Source organism: Salinicola sp. MH3R3-1 (genome assembly GCF_001937155.1).
Taxonomy (GTDB): Bacteria; Pseudomonadota; Gammaproteobacteria; order Pseudomonadales; family Halomonadaceae; genus Salinicola; species Salinicola halophyticus.
The window spans coordinates 185538-203306 of sequence record NZ_MSDP01000001.1 but is presented as its reverse complement, the minus strand read 5'-3'; the positions used below and the strand labels follow the sequence as shown (position 1 = coordinate 203306).

The following is a 17769-nucleotide window of genomic DNA, read 5'->3' as shown; positions in this document are numbered from 1 at the left end:
GAGCGCCCGCTACCCGGGCGCAAATTGATCAAGCCTTATCGATCAATCGAGGCTGGCGAAAGACATTTCGACATTGCCCTGCCCGGTATCGCCGCCGCCATTGACGTTCTGCAGCGACTGCGCGGCTGCATCGCTCTGCCCTTGGGCGACCAGCTCGCTATTGCCACCAGCGATAGCGGTTGCCCGCTGTGTGATCGCTGCGACATAGGCCAGGGAATGATCGGCCGCGGTGCTGTGACCACCGCTGACGGTATTGATGCGATAGTCGGACGGCAGCAACTGATAGCTGGAAGTTGTCTGGGTATTCAGCGCTTCATGCTGCTGAGCGAAAGCGCGTTGCTCCATGACGCTGTTGGCCTGGGCGGCGGCAGGGAGTGCAACGGCCAGTGCGATAGCGGCGAGAATGCGAGTTTTCATGGTGAACCTCCAATCATCTTCGTTTGAGTGGTTGGCCCCTTGGCCTAACCGATGACGAGATTATGGGGATCACCTTATTAGCTGGCTAATCAGTAAGTCTGAAATAAAATATCACCGGGATTGATGGATAGAGTCACCGGATTGCCAGACGGCGGCGGTCTACCCCACGGCACTGATAACCGGCTACGATACTGGCTATCAGGACAATGCCAGCAGACGGCTATGGCAATAGGAGAAAGCAATGCTACCGACACGCAGCGCGGTGATTCTGGGAGGCTTGCTGGCAATCGGCATGATCTGGGGTGGCAGCTATATCGAGGATGCCGCCGAAACCTGGCGCGATGCCGGCCGCAGCGTCACCGTCAAAGGGCTCTCGGAACGCGAGGTGGCGGCGGACATGGCACTCTGGCCGCTGCACTACACCGTCACCGCCAACGAGCTGGAAACGCTGCAGCGCGACCTGACCGCTCAGGAAACCCGAATTCGCGAATTCCTGACCCAGCGTGGCTTCGAGGCTGCCAATATCACCGTGACCTCCCCCCAGGTCACCGACCGATTCGCCAATCTCTATGGCGCCGACCGGCCGGACGAGCGTTATCAGGCCGAAGCCACGGTGCTGCTGCGAACCCCGACGGTCGATAACGTCAAGAAAGCGATGCCCCAGACCGGAGAACTGGTGCGTGCCGGTGTCGTGCTGTCACCCAACTACGATTACCGCACCGAATTCCTGTTCACCGGCCTCAATGACCTAAAGCCGGAAATGGTCGCCGAAGCCACCAAGGATGCCCGCGGTGTCGCCCAGCAATTCGCCAGAGACTCAGGCAGTCGCGTCGGCGCGATTCGCAGCGCCAGCCAAGGCTACTTCTCGATCGAGGATCTCGACAGCTACACCCCCGATATCAAACGGGTGCGCGTGGTGACGACCATCGATTACGCGCTGGAGGAGTGAGGTTAGTTCTAGCGTCCGCTTTCGGCCAGACGCGGATGTTAAGCCAGAGTAGATATAACGCTGAAGCTCAGCCTCCAATTTAGAGTTCGGCTGGAGCGCTTGGCTATGCTTGCTGCGGTATTAGCTGGTGTTTGAGCGCGATACCAGCAGTCACAATTTCGTTCTTTGTAGTCAGAGTTTTTTCTAAGATCTCTTCTGACCAAAGCTGCGGGTACACCTCGGCTCGGTATTCGAAAGAACTGAATCTTACTCCGGATTTATCGTTTTCGAAGTCAATCCATGACCCATATTTGACGAAAGATTGATGCTTTGTAACATTCACAAAAGCGTTGATATACCTGAACCCTTCGCTCTGAAGCAACTCATCTATGACATTTCGAAGTCTCCCTTCTTCAAAATGATCTCGGACGCGGAAGATATTACAAGTGTCTCTAGTAAGTTTATCTTCTAAAAGGAGACCGCGAACCAATTGAGAGAATAGGTCAAAGACTGATCGCGCGGTATAAATTGCAGCAATCGTATTGACTTCATTTGAGACTTTGGCTAGTTGGAACTCTTCCTGGCCTCAGACATATCCAGTATTCTCTCAAAATGCTGTTTGTGGGCTTTCGCATCCGAATCAAACAATCAGAGAGCGCATCTCGAGCTGTAGAAAGATGATGGCGTAAAATATCAATTCCACGATCAATTGACATGACTAAATTGAGCAGCTCCTGATCTTTATCGCGCTCGTGGATAATGTAATCGCGAAGATCCTTCAGGTTCCATGATCGATTCATAAATTTCCCTATCCATAACGCCTAAGCTCAGTTGACGCCGGAGCGCGAAGCGCGGAGGGAACCCTAAGCGCGGCAGCATTTAGGGCAGTCAACTACAGCGAATTGTTAGGCTGTTATGCCCCACTGCTCTTGCCAAAGTCGGTAAAGTACATGCGGCCGCAGTGGATTACCCTCCGGTAAGCTGGGATGCTCAAACTCGCAAATGTAGTTCATACCGATGCGCTCCATGACACGGCGCGATTGCCGATTGCCATTTACGGTAAAGGCAAAAACTTCGGAAAGGCCAATCTGTCGAAACGCAACATTCAGCGCGCCGCGGGCAGCCTCCGATGCGCAACCTTGCCCCCAGTGGGCACGAGATAATTGCCAACCCATGTCTATACATGGAGAAAAAGGCAACGAATCGGTGGTACATTCAGTCCACAAAAACCAATGAATAGCTCGCTGGCCTTAATCTCTACCGACCACAATCCCCAGCCGCGCTGCTCGATGAGCGAACGGGAGTTTTCCGCTATTTCATTACTCTCCCGACGACTTAGCGGTTCGGGGAAGAATTCCATAACCTGTGGGTCGGCGTTGAGATCAGCGAACGGCTCAAGATCGCTCTCTCTCCACTGCCGCAAATGCAGCCGCTTGGTCTCAAATTCAAATAACTCTGCCATAGGAGGAGATATCCCTGCTCTTGGAGCCTAACGCCGAAAATCACCGGATGCCAAAAGCCGTAAAGCGGCGCGGCTTTTGGCAGTCCGCGTGAATTTTCCTTGTTAGCTTTTATTTGACTTTCCACGCTAGTGAATTCGTGTATACGTTTCGCCGCTAATTACACGCTGTACTTGCTGAATATTCAAGGCGTTGACCAACTCCACAATTTTTCCCAGAGATACACCCATGCTATTGAGCTTCCTGATCTCCTGAACTTGTTGAACAGAAAGTCTACCCTCAGGACCACAAATGATTCGTGCAGCGTACTCATCATCTTTCCACAACTCACTAATAAATAGGTTGGGAATGCCCGCTTTTGGATGTTGGCGCTGATATTCAACTAGCGCTGCGTCTCTTTCTTTAATAGTAACTTTATCGCTGTTCAGGAGCCGGTGTTTATGAAGAAAGCGCATACCTTTGAAGCCACCTGGGATCATATTTAGCGACACTCCCAACTCCATGTATTTATCAACAAAATCCTCTTCCCATGACATGATTTGTTCATAACTGTGATCGCCTACCACTAACTCGCTGCTGAGCATGACGTTTTTCTTGCCGGTAAATTCTCGCCATGTTTGATGAAAGAGCTTATTACTACCCGATTTTATTTCATTGAAGTGTTCATTCATTCGTTGAAGCCAGTTCCTTCCGGTGACCCCAACATAGATATATTCTTTATCGATGCCGCCACCTTCATCAAGCAATGCGATTTTATGGCAATACCCAAAATGTTGATTTTTTATCTTTGGGTAGCATTTCATAATATATTGTAAGGGAAAAGATATTGTCCATATTGTACCCTCAAAGCGCGCGATAGTAGCATGGACTACTACGCGTGTTTCTTCTTTTTTGCGCCGGAACTCCTCAAAAGCAAAATATGGCTTTACCATAGTTTCTACTGGTTCGCCTTCTACGCAACTATGTGTTATGTCAAAATCAAGCTCATCAAAAAGCTTCCATGACCGTGACTTATACCTGCGGTTACTTTTTAGCAGCTTTTCACCAACACCTTTTAACGCCTCTGGAACTCCGGTTATATTTGTTTTATATGTGCCTTTTGAATTCATGATGCTGGCGCCGTTATCGTTTAATACGGCCATAAAGCATTCCATTAAAAAAGAGAAGTTCCACGCCGAGAGTGGAGCCCATTTCCCAACTATATTCTTGACTGCCGCAGGGTTGATGTACTTGTACTTGTAATTTTTTGCTTTTCTCGTTTGTTTCGCCAAAATTGCATCCAAGCCCTTTTTCGGCGGACTTTTGCTTGCAACTTGAGCTAATTGCAGATTTTTTGTAAACATCGCTCGGTATCCATTTCAAAAGCTAACGCCAACAGCACGTGCGGTAGGCGAAGCCGCAATTGAGTAGACGTCGCCGTGACTGTATTGTTTAGGTTTGTAGCAATGCATGCATATCTCCAAGATAGCTTTCGTAAGCCCTCCACTCGATAAGACCAGTGACATTAGTAGCGAGACTCACCAAACGCGGATTATCAATATCAAACGCCGGATCAAAAATTTGTTGCTGGCCCCCATAGCCGTGCTCTGTTGCAAGCCGTTTAAAGACTGCAGCACTTGGCTCTCTCAACTTGCCTTCATTGAAATGAGTGTGTTGATTCCGAGCGGCGTAAATAATGAGCCCGAGTGGCACGGTACGGACGTCCCGCCCATCGCAAAACTTGGACAGCTTTGGCTTAACAATACCTTTAAAGGTCTCCGGGATGGGGTGGCTCTTCCCGTAAATCTCAATTGCTTTTGCCGCGACCTGCAAGACGGAACCAGATAGGGTGTCTAATGCGAAGGACTCAGCCAGGTACCTTTGCTCTGCCTCGCGTGCTGCAAGCAATCTCTTAGCATTTTTTGCCTTCCACGCAGCATACTCAGCGTCTTGTTTAGGTCCATAAGGCTCAGAAGTCACGAAAGTCACCCCTGCTGAGGTTCGAAGGATCGAAATATAATCTTTAATACCGTCAAAAAGAAGCCGAACGGCGCTTTCCGTCCGGTCCAAGTAGTCATCGACCGTTTGCATGTATAGAACCTAATCTGAGCACAGCGACGACCTTGGAATGGCGACGAAGGAGCCATGGAAAGGGCGACCGGCGGCCATCGGCCGCGTACTGCTGCGATTTGTTATAAATTTTTGTCGCTGGCCTGCGATTTGGCCTTCTCCACTATACTTGGGCTCCGTGGCTTTCCTGCCTCATCCACAAGAACTTGAATTACGCTACAGCGACAGTCTTCAGGGACATTTTCCAGACTGTATAGATCTTTAATTTTTTCCACGTCGAATAGTTCGCCGTGCAATGATTTGTGGTGATCGCACATCAAGGAAAGGCACATGTATTTAACCGAAATACCAAGCCGTTTGACGTCCTCGTTTTCTTTCAAGATTTTGTCCAGTCTCATGCGGTTTACCGTCATGACTTCACCATTTATAATGCTGAACGAAGCGGCGTGTCTCGCACGCCCGCCATTCCGTGAATGGTTATAAATCATAGCCACCGTTAAAGATGACGCGAAAGCTCTCCAACTGGTTCTCTTTGATTTTTTGTTGCATTGCATTTTTACCAACTATGGTTTTCATTCTTGTACAGATCGGTGAATACTTCTCAATCCAGTAATGATGTTCCAGGTTTCTAAGCCAATTCGTATCTGTTTCTTCCGTAGGGAATCTTTCGAGTAATTTTAGATAGGTAAGTATTGAGTGAGCGAGTATTGAAATATTATGTAGTAACGAGAGCACCGCGCCGTCGAATCTTTCATTTGATTCTAGCTCTCCGTTCGAAACCGCATAAACTATGGTTCTTAATGGCAACCCACGGTACTCCTCACCAAAGCAGTCGTTGTTAAACGGAGTGTATAAATTGTGTTCTAACTGTTGATCCAGCCTGCCCAAAGCTTCTCGAATTACCAGCAGCTTTTGTTGATATGTGTTGGACCTGAAGCTTTTGTAGACAAGATAGCCTGCGAGCAAAGATGCTGCAGGCGCGAGGACGCCTCCGAAGTACGCTCCAAAACTGGCCCAATCCTGATTACTGGTGCTAAGGCTAATCTGGCCGCCATTCAGCATGATCAAGAAGTAAACGCCTGCAACGATAACAAGCAGAGCGGTAAAGACAATTAAGCTAAATCGGAACTCTCGCAAGTTACCTCCCTGATTTATAACAGATATTAGATAGCGCTCGTTTTGCCACTTGAACGAGTACGCACGTTCAACAATGTTATTGCGCATGGTGATAGGCCACTAACCTATTGAAGTTGCTCGTCATTAAGTATGGCTCGGCAACATAACACCAATAACTGTTCTTGCTGCATCACACTCTTGAACGCGCATGCGGCCGTCCTCGAACCATTCTCTCTGGGTCGCTTGTAGTCATTCAGCCCGGTTGCTGAATGCGCGCGGATCATTACTCACTACAGTTCCGGCCACCCTGTAACTCTTGGTAACGCAGATCCCACCGTACCACAACCCCGCCAAAAGGCTTGTCGGCGATCTCTTACAAGACGGGCGCGCTCGCAATCTTTGCTTCACACCCATTTTGTTATGATATAACCTTTCTGCCTGTTTTCTTCAGGTAGATCTGTTCATGTCACATCGTCATCGACATCGCTCCGATGGGCCGTGTCACTTTCCTCTGATGTCGCTTGGCGCGGGGCGGTGAGTGTTGCTGGCGCTCATTTCCCTGGTGGTGCGGAGACTCGTCGCGAATTGGGCTGGCGGGAGGGGGGCGGGTAATGGCTTTATTGATTCAGGAGACTTCCTATAGCGTGAGCAAGCACCCCTTCACATCTCGATCACACCGCTGTGTGCAGCGGTGTCACTTGGGCACGAGGCAATTGTGACGCTTGCCACAGTTCATACTTGAGCTGCATCTCCAGCCACATTTCTGCGCTGGTACCTAAGGCCTGCTCAAGGCGTAACGCCATATCCGCCGAGATACCGGCCCCACCATTGAGAATCCGAGATAACGTGACGCGCGTCACGCCAAGTCGTTTGGCGGCCTCAGTAATAGAGAGATCGCCAATGTACTCGCGCAAGACGGCGCCAGGATGCGCGGGATTATGCATACGGTTCATGTGATGACCTCTTAGTGGTAATCCCGATAATCAACCAGGATGGCGTCCTTACCTTCGAAAGTGACGGTAAGAAACCAGTTCCCGTTGACGATGATAGCCCAGTGCCCTTCCAGGGTTCGGGGCAAGATGTACGACTCCCAAGCCGTGGCTTCCATGCACAAGGCATCAGTCGACAATCTCCGCTTGGCAGCCATTTTGTTATGATATAACCTTTCTACCTGTTTTCTTCAGGTAGATCTGTTCATGTCACATCGTCACCGCCATCGCCCCGATGGGCCGTGCCACTTTTCCTTGATGTCGCTTGGCGCTGGGCGGCGTGTGTTGCTCGCGCTCATTCCTCTGGCGGTGCTGTGGCTCGTCGCCGGTTGGGCGGGCGGGGTGTTCGGTTGATGGCTCCGTTGCAGACACGATCCATGGCAGAGCCCAACACGCTACTAACACTGGAGTCCCTGTCGCTGGCGCAGGGCAACCGGATGGTGCTGGAGAATATCGACGGTCATTTCGAGGCCGGCACGATTACCGCGCTGGTGGGCGCAAACGGTGCCGGCAAGAGCACGCTGGTCCAGGGCATCATGGGCGAACTTCGCCCGGTCAGCGGTCGCGTTCGCTGCGAGGTTCCCAACGCGCGGCGCGCGTGGTTGCCGCAGCAATTGGCGCTGGATCTGACCTTCCCCATGAGCGTCGAAGAACTGGTGATGAGCGGCTGCTGGCCGACCCACGGCAGCTTCAAGCGCTACGGGCCACCGGAGTATCGCCGTGGTCAGGCGGTGATGCAGCGCCTGGGGCTGCAGGCGTTCGAACACCGCCCGCTGGGCGAGCTTTCCGGCGGCCAGCGCCAGCGTGCCCTGCTCGGCCGCACGCTGATGCAGGAAGCCCAGCTGCTATTGCTCGATGAGCCGTTTGCCAATGTCGATGCCGCCACCGTTGAGGTATTGATCGACGTGCTGCGCACCATGGCGGCCGAGGGCGCGGCGATCATCATCGTGCTGCACGATCACGATCAGATGACCCGTCTTGCCGATCGAACCCTGCGGCTGGAACGCGGGCACGGCACCTGGTCGACGCCCTCTCGGGCCGGCGACGCCTCTTCCCCGGCGGAGACGTTGGCATGATCGATTGGCTGTTTTCTCCGCTGCTGGATTTCGGCTTCATGCGCCGCGCGCTGGTGGCCGGGCTGGCGTTGTCGCTGGTCGCGCCGCCGCTGGGGGTGTTCCTCACGCTGCGCGGCATGAGTCTGGTCGGCGACGCCATGGCCCACGCCGTGTTGCCGGGCGTCGCGGTCGGTTTTCTGCTGGCCGGATTTTCGCTACCGGCGATGAGCTTCGGCGGCCTGCTCGCGGGGCTGCTGGTAGCAGGGTTGGCGGGCAGCGTGTCGCGCCTGACCGGCCACCGTGAAGACTCGGCCATCGCCAGCTTCTATCTGATTTCGCTCGCCGCCGGGGTGATGTTGATCTCGATGCGTGGCAGCAGCGTCGATCTGACCCACGTGCTGTTTGGCTCGATTCTGGCCGTCAACGGTACCGCGCTGTGGCTGATCGTCAGTGTGTCGAGCCTGACCCTGATCGTGCTGGCCGCGATCTTCCGCATCCTGGTCGTCGAATGTCTCGATCCGCTGTTTCTGCGCGGCCAAGGCATCCGCGGCAGCGCCGTGCACGGGCTGTTTCTGGGCCTGATGGTGCTCAACCTGACCGCCGGCTTTCAGACGCTGGGCACGCTAATGGCGGTCGGCCTGATGATGCTGCCGGCCACCGCCGCGCGCTTCTGGTCGAAGCGGCTCGAGGGGTTGATGGGGCTGGCGATCGCCATCGGCATGGTCTCGAGCGTCGGCGGGCTGCTGCTCTCCTACCACGCCGGCTTGCCCTCCGGGCCCTGCATCATTCTGTTTGCCGGGGTGGTTTACCTGCTTTCCGCGCTGTTCGGGCGTTATCACAGTGTCTTTGCCCGCTGGCGCCGCCGGGTTCAACCGATGCTGCCGCCGGACGCTCACGGCTGATCCGGCACTCATCACTCAGTACCCCGTTCCACGCTGATTCACCACCGTTCCACTCTATTACGAGGATTTATGATGTCCCGCCAATCGATCGCTTCAACGCTGCTCAAGAGCGTGCTCGCCGGTAGCCTGAGTATCGCCGCCCTGTCACCGGTCTACGCTCACGCGGACCCGCTCAAGGTCGTCACCAGTTTCAGCATTCTCGACGATATGGTCGAAACCGTCGGCGGGGATCATGTCGCGGTCACGTCGCTGGTCGGCCCGGATGGCGATGTGCATGCCTTTTCACCCAAGCCGGATGATGCGAAGTCACTCGCCGACGCGGATCTGATCGTGGTCAACGGCCTGCAGCTCGAAGGCTGGATCGACCGGCTGATCGACGCCAGCGAATATGAGGGTGACATCGTCGTCGCCAGCGACGGCATCAAGACACGACCGTTCGAAGGTCATGAAGAAGAGGAAGGTCACGACCACGGCGATGACCATGACCATGACCATGACCATGACCATGACCATGACGATCATGATCACGCCGCTGCCGAGGAAGGCCACCATCATCACGGCGATGTCGACCCGCACGCCTGGCAGGATCTCGAGAACGGCGAACAGTACGCCCGCAACATTCGTGACGCGCTGGTCAAGCTCGACCCCGATAATGCCGACGACTACCAGGCCAACGCCAAGCAGTACATCGAGAAGATGGAAGCGCTGGACGCCGACGCCAAGCGGCGCATGGCGGACATTCCCGAGGCCAATCGGCTGATCATCACCAGCCACGACGCTTTCGGATACTTTGCCGATGCCTATGGCCTGCAGTTGCTCTCGCCAGTGGGCATCAACACGCTGGCCGAGCCCAGCGCCAGCGACATGGGCAACCTGATCAAACAGATCGAGTCCAGCCACGCCAAGGCGCTGTTCCTCGAGAACATGAGCAACCCGGCGCTGATCAATCAGCTGCATGAAGAGACCGGTGTCGCCATCGGCGGCACGCTCTACGCCGACGCGCTGACGCCGGACGGCGAAGGCAGCACTTATCTCGGCATGTTCCAGCACAACGTCGACACCCTGCTCGACGCGCTGGAAGCCGAAGACTAGCGCCCGCCAGGCCAGCGCCGCGTCGGCGCTGGTCAGTCCCGGCGCTGGTCAATTGCCTCCGCTTGAACGACACTTTCCCGGCAGCCTCCCTTGCCGTTTTCGCCGAGAAAGTGTCCCTAGCATGTCGCCAGTGATTCCCCCGTCTCAACGCCGTCTCACGCTCGCTCAGGCACGTCGTCTTGCGCTCAAGGCGCAGGGCTTCACGCCTGGGTCTTCCGACAGCGTCAATCGCGGTCACCTGAATCGTCTGCTGGATCGTCTCGGCGTGCTGCAGATCGACTCCGTCAACGCGCTGGCCCGCTCCCACTATCTGCCGGTCTTCTCGCGTCTTGGCCCTTACCCGACCGCACTGCTCGACGAGGCGGCCTGGAGCCGTAATCGCCACCGGTCACTGTTCGAATACTGGGGCCACGAGGCCTCGCTGCTGCCGATCTCGCTCTACCCCGCGATGCGCTGGCGCATGCGCCGCGCGCAAGATGGCATCGGGATCTACAAGCACCTCGCTCGATTCGGCCGAGAGCGGCGTGAGGTGATCGATCGCGTCTTGGCCAGCGTGCGCAATCACGGCCCGCTGGGTGCCGGCGCGCTGAACACTCGTGAAGGCCCGGCCGGGCCCTGGTGGGACTGGAGCGACGAGAAACACGCGCTGGAGTGGCTGTTTGCCGCCGGTGAAGTCACCGTGGCCCGCCGTCGAGGGTTCGAACGGCTTTACGATCTGCCCGAGAGAGTGCTGCCCGCGACGGTACTCAACCAGCCCGAGCCCGATCTACTCGAGGCTCACCGTCAGTTGCTGCGCCAGTCCGCCAGCGCGCTCGGCGTGGCGACCGAGAAGGATCTGCGCGACTACTACCGGCTGGCGCCGCAGGACACCCGTGCCGCGCTGCAGACGTTGACCGAGGACGGAACGCTGACGTCTGTTTCAGTCGAAAACTGGCGCCAGCCCGCCTATGTCGTCGGCGAACCGCGAATCCCCCGCCGGATCGACGCCTCCGCCCTGCTCTCCCCGTTCGACTCGCTGATCTGGTTTCGCGAACGGACCGAGCGCCTGTTCGGCTTTCACTACCGCCTCGAGTTCTACGTACCGCCGGCCAAGCGAGTCTACGGCTACTACGTCATGCCATTTCTTCACGGCGACCGGCTCATCGGCCGAATCGATCTGCGCGCCCGGCGCGCCGACGGTGAACTGACGGTGCTGGCGATTCACCCGGAGCCGGGCATCACCTTCGACGAATCACATCTCACCGCCCTGTCACGGCAGTTCGAGCAATTGGCGTCATGGCTGGGTCTGCCGCGTATCCATCTCGCCTGCGAGCGCCCGCTGGCTCAGAGGCTCTCCACTCACTGGCCGGTCGATGTCCGGCGACGGCGGGAACTATCTTCCTGACCGAGTGCTTGATGGCAACAGTCGTTCCGACAACGGCCACTGTCCTCAAGGCTCGATCGAGCACGCCGGTCCGTTGCCATCCTTCGACCTTATATATTTTTCCAATGTTCTCCCCTCGCCGATCTTCTCTCTCGGCGGTAGACAAAAGTCGCGTTCAATGAGATTATTCGCAGCCTAACTTTTACTGCGCTTGATACGTTCTCAGACGCGTTTCGAGACTCATTTACCGCGCTCTAACACATCGACCCGTGGATGCCCGCATTCACGGGTCCTGGTCATTTATGATGCGAATTCCTGCCGATCACTGGTTGCTGGCGTTGCGAACGGTGCTGGCCGTCTGGCTGGCGCTGTTCCTGTCGATGCGCCTCGATCTCTATCAGCCCGCCTGGGCGATTCTGGCGGTGATGATCGTGACCCTGCAGCCGGTCATGTTCACCGGCGGCACGCCGCCGATCGGCATCATCATCGGGCGCAGCGTGGCCAGGCTATTCGGCACGCTGTTCGGCGCCATCGTCGGCCTGGTGATGATCGCGCTGTTCGGCCAGCAACCCATGCTCTACCTGCTGTTTGCCGGCGCGTGGCTGGCGTTCTGCATGTACTGGGTCATGCTCGAGCAGGATGAACATCTCGGCTACGTGATGATGCTCAGCGGCTATACCGCGACGCTGGTCTCGCTGACGGCGATCGGTAACGGCATCGACAATATCTGGTCGGTGGCGCAAGGGCGTTTCAGCGAGACGGCGCTGGGCATCGGCTGCGGCCTGCTCGCGCACGTGGTGATCGCGCCGCGTTTCGGCAGCCGTGCGCTACCGAGTGCGCTTTCCCGCTTTCTTTCCCAGGCCGCCACCGAAACGCTGACGACGCTCGCCGAGCCACGCTCTCAGCCACGTTCTCAGGCGAGTCGCGACGCCCCGCTGAAAGCGCTGTTCCAGCATTATCAGCAGTTCGAGAAGCTGCGGGGGCTGGCCCGGCTGGAGACTCGCCGTCTCAGTCATTTCATCCCCGCGCTGGACCGCTTCGCCAGCGACGGCCTGGCGCTGATCACTGCCGTGCGCGAACTGGAAACGGCACTCGACTATCTGCGCCACTGCGACGACGGCGAGCACTGGCTGGCCGAATTGAGACAGCAGGCGCTACCGCTGCTCCGGGCCATCGAGTCCGAACCGGATGGCAAGCCGACCGAACGCCTGTCGCTGGCCGATTTCGACTGGAACGACGACGCCATCGCACCTCGCACCCGCGCCCGGGCGGAGCTGGTTCGCCAGCGCCTGGGCGAAGTGCTGGGGCTTCTGCAGCATGGCCGTCGGCTGCGCAACGCGCTCGACGATCCGACCTCGTCGAAGGTCAAGGCGCTGCCCCGTGAACGCCGTTCTCGCGTCACCCACAACGAACACTTCGTCGCCCGCTACAACGCTTTTCGTGTGTTCATCGCCTTCGAGCTGCTGGGCCAGATCTGGGTGCACAGCGGCTGGCACTCCGGTTATCTGGCGATGATGCTGCTCGGCGTCTTCACCATGCTGTTCGCCAAGGCGCCCAACCCCGCCGCCGTGGTCTATCAATTCCTGTGGGGCTCGATCGCCGCGGTCATTCTGGGGGGCATTCTGCTGTTTCTGGTGCTGCCGGCCATCAACGGCTTTCCGCTGCTGGCCATCGCCATCGGCATCCCGGTCGCTATCGGCACCCTGATGACGCCGCACCCGCGCTGGTCGCTGATCGGGTTGGCCGGGGCCATTACCATGATGACCCTGCTCAATCTGCATTCGACCTACACCTTCTCGCCCACGAGCTACATCAATGGCGGGCTGGCTTCGATCATTGGCACCATCGCTTCCATGATCACCTATTCGCTGTTCCGCCAGCGCTCCGCGCAAGAACGGATCGAGACACTGATGGCCGCCTACTGGCGAGGTCTCGGCCGGCTGCTTCGGGAAAAGTCATTGCCCAATCGGGCGCGGCTGGAGAGCCGGCTCTACGACCGCCTGGGCCGACTGGTCGCGCTGGGCGGCAGTGACAGCGCCGTGCGCGAGGCCATCGACCTGCATGCGCTGGCGCTCTGTGTATGGAGGATCCGCCGTCTGCGCGATGCGCTCGGCCCCCACCGCGCGGAGATCGAAGCCTGGCTCGGCGACATCGGCAGGCGCGTGGTTGCCCGGCGCCGTCACGATCCCGCCGTCTGGCACGAACTCGCCGACGAGGCCGTCGGCTGGGTCGAACGGCTCTATCACCAGGCCCATCTGCCGATCGCCAGCATCGGCGAAATCGCTATGCTGGGCCATCTGATGCGCGAAGCACCCGGGGTCGCGCTCGAAGCCCGCGCCGGTGAAACTACCGATGAAATCGATGAGAGCCTCGATGGGCCCGGCGATGCGGCCTCTGACGCGACCGCCGCCACGTCTACGGCCAACGCTACGTCCGGAGGGTCCCGACATGCTGACTGAGTGGTCGTTTCTGGGGTTTCTGTTACCGCCGCTGGCCGTTCCCGTTCTGCTGGCGCTGGGGCTCTATCTGCTGCTTCGCCGCCTTTTCGTCCGCCTGGGACTCTATCACTGGTTCTGGCAACCGGTGCTGGCGGATATCGCCATTTTCGCTTTGCTGCTGTGGTCGGTGCTCGCCCTCACGGGTTCGCTACCGATCGCTGGATAAGGAAAAGACCTTGATGAACTGGCCTACCGGACTCCGCAAGAGTGTGCGGCTACTCCTGACCCTTGCCCTGGTCGTCGCCGCGATCGTTGCCGTCGCCCAGATCTGGAATCACTACATGCACGACCCGTGGACCCGCGACGGCCGCGTGCGTGCCGACGTGGTCAATCTGGGCACCGATGTCGCCGGGCTCGTCGACGATCTCGAGGTCCACGACAACCAACGAGTGGCCAAAGGCGACGTGCTGTTCACCATCGATCAGCAGCGCTACCAGCTGGCGCTGGACGAAGCCCAGGCCAATCTCCATCAACTGTCGCAGCAGCGCGACGAAGCGCAGGCAGCCAACAGTCGTCGCCAGCGGCTGAAGAACTACGTCTCGCAGGAAGACAAGGACAACGCCCGCTTCTCGCTGGCCACGGCCCAGGCCGCCGTCGAGCAGGCCAAGGTCGAAGTCGATCAGGCCAAGCTGGATCTGGCGCGCGCCACCGTGCGCGCGCCGGTCGACGGCTACGTCACCAACCTGCTGTTGCGCCCCGGCCAGTACGTAAGCGTGGGCACCGATGCCATGACGCTGGTCGATGCCGAAAGCTTCTACGTGCTGGGCTACTTCGAGGAGACCAAGCTCGACAGCATCGATATCGGCGCGCCGGTTCGCGTCCAGCTGCTCTCCAGCGACAAGGCCATCTGGGGCCATGTCGACAGCTTCGCCCGCGGTATCAGCGACGGCAGCCTCAGCAGCCAGAACAACGGTCTGGCCGCGGTCAACGCCTCCTTCGATTGGGTACGGCTCTCCCAGCGGATTCCGGTACGCATCGCGCTGGACGACATCCCCGCGGGCACCAAGCTCTCCGCGGGCCTGACCGCCACGGTCTATCTCGACAGCAACCGCCAGGACCGCGAGGACTCGCCCGGCTGGTGGAAGTCGATCCGCCAGTGGTGGGAAGGCTTGATCAGTATCTGACGTCCAGCGGCATCACGCCGGGCCCCAGTCGATCGCGACGGCGATCGCCAATATGACCCAGCTCAACAGAAACGCCTGCAGCAGCATCGGAAAGAAGAAGCGCACCCAGACGTCATAGGGCACCCGTGCCATCGCCAGCATGGCGAGCGTGCCGCCCGAGGTGGGCACGATCAGGTTGGTCAGGCCGTCGCCGACCTGAAAGGCCAGGATCGCGGTCTGCCGGGTCATTCCGATCAGATCCGACAGTGGAATCATGATCGGCATCGTCGCCATCGCCTGACCGCTGCCGGAAGGAATGAAGAAGTTGATGACCGAGTGAACCAGGGTCATCGCCAGCGTCGAGACCAGCACCGGCATGTGGCCCAGCGGTTCGGCCAGGGTGTGGACGATGGTGTCGCCGATCTGCCCTTGTTCGAGCAGTACCTGAAGCCCTCTCGCCAGGCCTACCAGCAACGCGCCGGTGGTCACCGAGGCCGCGCCCTCGAAGAAGTACGTGTTGATCTTCGAAGCCGGCAGCCGCGCCATCAGCCCCGCCACGATGGCGATCGCCAGGAAGGTGGCGGATATCTCGTCGATGTACCAGCCGTAGCTGAATACGCCATAGAGCATGATCGCGAGCCCGATCACGAACGTGCCGAGCACGCGATAGTCGCTGGCGTTCAGCCGATAGTCGGCGAGCGGCTTGCGCAGCGAGCTGCCTTCGTCCTCGGCATCGCGCAGCAGCGTGGCATTACTGTCGCGCCTCAGCTTCTTCATGTAGCGGCTGGTGTGGTGCGCCAGCAGACACAGCGCACCGACGCACAACACGCTGCGAAGCCCGGCCCCGGAGAACAGCGGCAGATCGGCAATCTGATCCGAAACGCCCACCGTATAGACGTTGATCGGCGATGTGGCGAAGCCAATGCCCACACCGCCCAGCGCGATACTCGTCCCCACCAGACGATCACCGCCCATCGCCCGACCCAGCAGCACGGCGATCGGGATCAGCGCGATGTTGTTCTCGTAACCCACCGCCACGCCGAGTGCGCCGAAGACGAAGGTCATCAGCCAGATCAGCGGCACCGGATGATCGGAGCCCAGGCGTTTGACCAGGGTGCCGACCATGTTTTCCAGCGCGCCAGTCGCTTCGAGTACGCGGAATAGTCCGCCGCCGATCAATACCACAATGATGATGCTCGCCGCCTGAACCATACCCAGCGGCACGACGTGAAAGATTTCCAGAAAGGAAGGTGACGCCGCGTCGATCAAATGGAAAGTGCCGGGAATGACCGCGCTACGGCCATCGATCTCATGCCGATCGAAAGTCCCAGCGGGGATGATCAGCGTCATAACCCAGACGACGATCAACAGACAGAAAATCAGAATGGCGGGATGCGGTACGCGTTCGTACCAGCGCAGAGTGCCGGTCGCTTTTGCCATGAGAACCCCCAGACGATGTTGTTGTTGGTGACGTGGTGTTCAGATTTTGACGGTGCTTAGTTTTTGATACTGCTTAGATTTTGAGGGTGCTTCGGTTTTGATGATGTTACGCCGACTAGCCGGCCCGAGCTGTTGGCCCGGGCCGGCATCACGAGCCTCAGTCGAAGTAGCTGAAGGTCTCGCCGGGCTTGATGTCGAGCAGGGTGTGGTAGATCAGCTCGATCACGTTCTCGACGTCCTGCTTGTGGACCATCTCGACGGTGGTATGCATGTAACGCAGCGGCAGCGAGATCAACGCCGAGGCGACACCGGAATTGCTGTAGGCGAAGGCGTCGGTATCGGTGCCGGTGGCGCGCGAGCGCGGCAGGCGCTGGAACGGAATCTTCTGCTCGGTCGCGACCTTGATCAGCCGTTCGCGCAGCCTGTTCTGGATCGCCGGGGCGTAGCAGATCACCGGGCCGTCGCCGATCTTGTTGGCGCCCTCACGCTTGGGTTCGATCATCGGCGTCGAGGTGTCGTGGCTGACATCGGTGACGATGGCGACGTTGGGGTTGAGCCGTTCGGCGATCATCTCCGCGCCGCGCAGGCCCACTTCTTCCTGCACCGCGTTGACGATGTAGAGACCGAAGTCGAGCTTCTGCTTGCGCGCCTTCAGCAGCCGCGCCACTTCCGCGATCATGAAGCCGCCGATGCGGTTGTCGATCGCCCGGCAGACCAGCTTGTCGCCGTTGAGGACGAAGAATTCGTCCGGGTAAGTGATCACGCAGCCGACGTGGACGCCGAGCGCTTCGACTTCGTCCTTGGTGCTGCAGCCGACGTCGATGAAGATATTGTCGAGCTCGGGCGGTTGTTCTTTCGGGCCCTGGCGACGGGTATGGATCGCCGGCCAGCCGAACACGCCCTGGACGATGCCGTTGTCGGTATGGATGTTGACGCGCTTGGAAGGCGCGATCTGATGATCGCTGCCGCCGTTGCGGACGACGTAGATCAGGCCGTTGTCGGTGATGTAGTTGACGTACCAGGAGATCTCGTCGGCGTGGCCTTCGATCACCACCTTGTACTCGGCGTCCGGATTGATCACGCCGACCGCGGTGCCGTAGGTGTCGGTGATGAACTCATCCACGTACGGGCGCAGGTATTCCATCCACAGCTTCTGCCCTTCCCACTCGTAGCCGGTGGGCGAGGCGTTGTTGAGATAGCGCTCCAGAAACGTCATCGCTTCTGCATTGAGCGGCGTGGCGCCACGCTTCGTCGTCTTGGTGGTTTTAGCGGTCTTGGGGCTCTTGTCGGTGCTTTTACTCATCCATCTTCCCTAACGAGTCATGAAGGTGACTCTAGCTTAGCAGCCTATGAAGCG

17 protein-coding genes are annotated in these 17769 nt (G+C 58.1%); 8 read left to right on the top strand and 9 right to left on the bottom strand.

Translation table 11 applies throughout. The features are described 5' to 3' along the window. Positions 1-42: 42 nt before the first annotated feature. Positions 43-417 carry a hypothetical protein gene (locus tag BTW08_RS00945; RefSeq protein ID WP_075560625.1) on the bottom strand — a complete coding sequence of 125 codons (375 nt, stop codon included), beginning with the start codon at positions 415-417 and terminating at the stop codon, positions 43-45. Positions 418-658: 241 nt separating this feature from the next. On the opposite strand from BTW08_RS00945, the gene BTW08_RS00940 reads away from it, so the two are divergent. Continuing rightward, entirely contained in the window at positions 659-1366 is a 708-nt protein-coding gene (locus tag BTW08_RS00940) for an SIMPL domain-containing protein (RefSeq protein WP_075560624.1), read from the top strand. Between the two features lie 884 nt (positions 1367-2250). Here the strand turns inward: BTW08_RS00940 and BTW08_RS19425 are convergent. The 6 genes from BTW08_RS19425 to BTW08_RS00910 all read right to left on the bottom strand — a co-directional run bounded on the left by BTW08_RS19425 (position 2251) and on the right by BTW08_RS00910 (position 6923). Further along, complete coding sequence (locus BTW08_RS19425; protein ID WP_281491916.1) at positions 2251-2520, bottom strand: GNAT family N-acetyltransferase; 270 nt, start codon at positions 2518-2520, stop codon at positions 2251-2253. Positions 2521-2522: 2 nt separating this feature from the next. Continuing rightward, complete coding sequence (locus tag BTW08_RS19420) at positions 2523-2807, bottom strand: GNAT family N-acetyltransferase (RefSeq protein ID WP_281491915.1); 285 nt, start codon at positions 2805-2807, stop codon at positions 2523-2525. A gap of 126 nt (positions 2808-2933) precedes the next feature. Then, positions 2934-4148 (bottom strand): GIY-YIG nuclease family protein, encoded by a 1215-nt coding sequence (locus tag BTW08_RS18860; RefSeq protein WP_139313548.1) that lies wholly within the window; start codon positions 4146-4148, stop codon positions 2934-2936. 88 nt (positions 4149-4236) lie between these two features. After that, positions 4237-4875 carry a hypothetical protein gene (locus BTW08_RS00925; protein ID WP_075560623.1) on the bottom strand — a complete coding sequence of 213 codons (639 nt, stop codon included), beginning with the start codon at positions 4873-4875 and terminating at the stop codon, positions 4237-4239. A 456-nt stretch (positions 4876-5331) separates the two neighbouring features. Then, positions 5332-6078: a hypothetical protein gene (locus BTW08_RS00915; RefSeq protein ID WP_210403163.1), complete on the bottom strand. Its 747-nt coding sequence runs from the start codon at positions 6076-6078 to the stop codon at positions 5332-5334. A gap of 563 nt (positions 6079-6641) precedes the next feature. After that, positions 6642-6923: a HigA family addiction module antitoxin gene (locus BTW08_RS00910; RefSeq protein ID WP_075560621.1), complete on the bottom strand. Its 282-nt coding sequence runs from the start codon at positions 6921-6923 to the stop codon at positions 6642-6644. 413 nt (positions 6924-7336) lie between these two features. On the opposite strand from BTW08_RS00910, the gene BTW08_RS00900 reads away from it, so the two are divergent. The 7 genes from BTW08_RS00900 (at position 7337) to BTW08_RS00870 (ending at position 14993) form a co-directional block, all read left to right on the top strand. Next, positions 7337-8035, top strand: a complete 699-nt coding sequence (locus tag BTW08_RS00900; protein ID WP_075560620.1) for a metal ABC transporter ATP-binding protein — start codon at positions 7337-7339, stop codon at positions 8033-8035. Next, positions 8032-8916, top strand: a complete 885-nt coding sequence (locus tag BTW08_RS00895; protein ID WP_075560619.1) for a metal ABC transporter permease — start codon at positions 8032-8034, stop codon at positions 8914-8916. The genes BTW08_RS00900 and BTW08_RS00895 overlap by 4 nt, the downstream gene beginning before the upstream one ends. 72 nt (positions 8917-8988) lie before the next feature. Beyond that, complete coding sequence (locus tag BTW08_RS00890) at positions 8989-10008, top strand: metal ABC transporter substrate-binding protein (protein ID WP_075560618.1); 1020 nt, start codon at positions 8989-8991, stop codon at positions 10006-10008. A gap of 121 nt (positions 10009-10129) precedes the next feature. After that, complete coding sequence (locus tag BTW08_RS00885) at positions 10130-11392, top strand: winged helix-turn-helix domain-containing protein (RefSeq protein ID WP_075560617.1); 1263 nt, start codon at positions 10130-10132, stop codon at positions 11390-11392. A gap of 284 nt (positions 11393-11676) precedes the next feature. Continuing rightward, complete coding sequence (locus BTW08_RS00880) at positions 11677-13830, top strand: FUSC family protein (protein ID WP_168170617.1); 2154 nt, start codon at positions 11677-11679, stop codon at positions 13828-13830. Beyond that, the gene (locus BTW08_RS00875; RefSeq protein WP_075560615.1) at positions 13820-14035 is read left to right on the top strand and encodes a DUF1656 domain-containing protein; all 216 of its coding nucleotides are present in this window, start codon (positions 13820-13822) and stop codon (positions 14033-14035) included. The genes BTW08_RS00880 and BTW08_RS00875 overlap by 11 nt, the downstream gene beginning before the upstream one ends. 13 nt (positions 14036-14048) lie before the next feature. Further along, complete coding sequence (locus BTW08_RS00870) at positions 14049-14993, top strand: efflux RND transporter periplasmic adaptor subunit (protein ID WP_075560614.1); 945 nt, start codon at positions 14049-14051, stop codon at positions 14991-14993. Between the two features lie 12 nt (positions 14994-15005). Here BTW08_RS00870 and BTW08_RS00865 read toward each other — a convergent pair whose 3' ends face one another. Beyond that, positions 15006-16412 (bottom strand): AbgT family transporter, encoded by a 1407-nt coding sequence (locus BTW08_RS00865; protein WP_075560613.1) that lies wholly within the window; start codon positions 16410-16412, stop codon positions 15006-15008. Between the two features lie 157 nt (positions 16413-16569). After that, positions 16570-17715 (bottom strand): M42 family metallopeptidase, encoded by a 1146-nt coding sequence (locus BTW08_RS00860; protein WP_210403161.1) that lies wholly within the window; start codon positions 17713-17715, stop codon positions 16570-16572. Between the last annotated feature and the right edge of the window lie 54 nt (positions 17716-17769).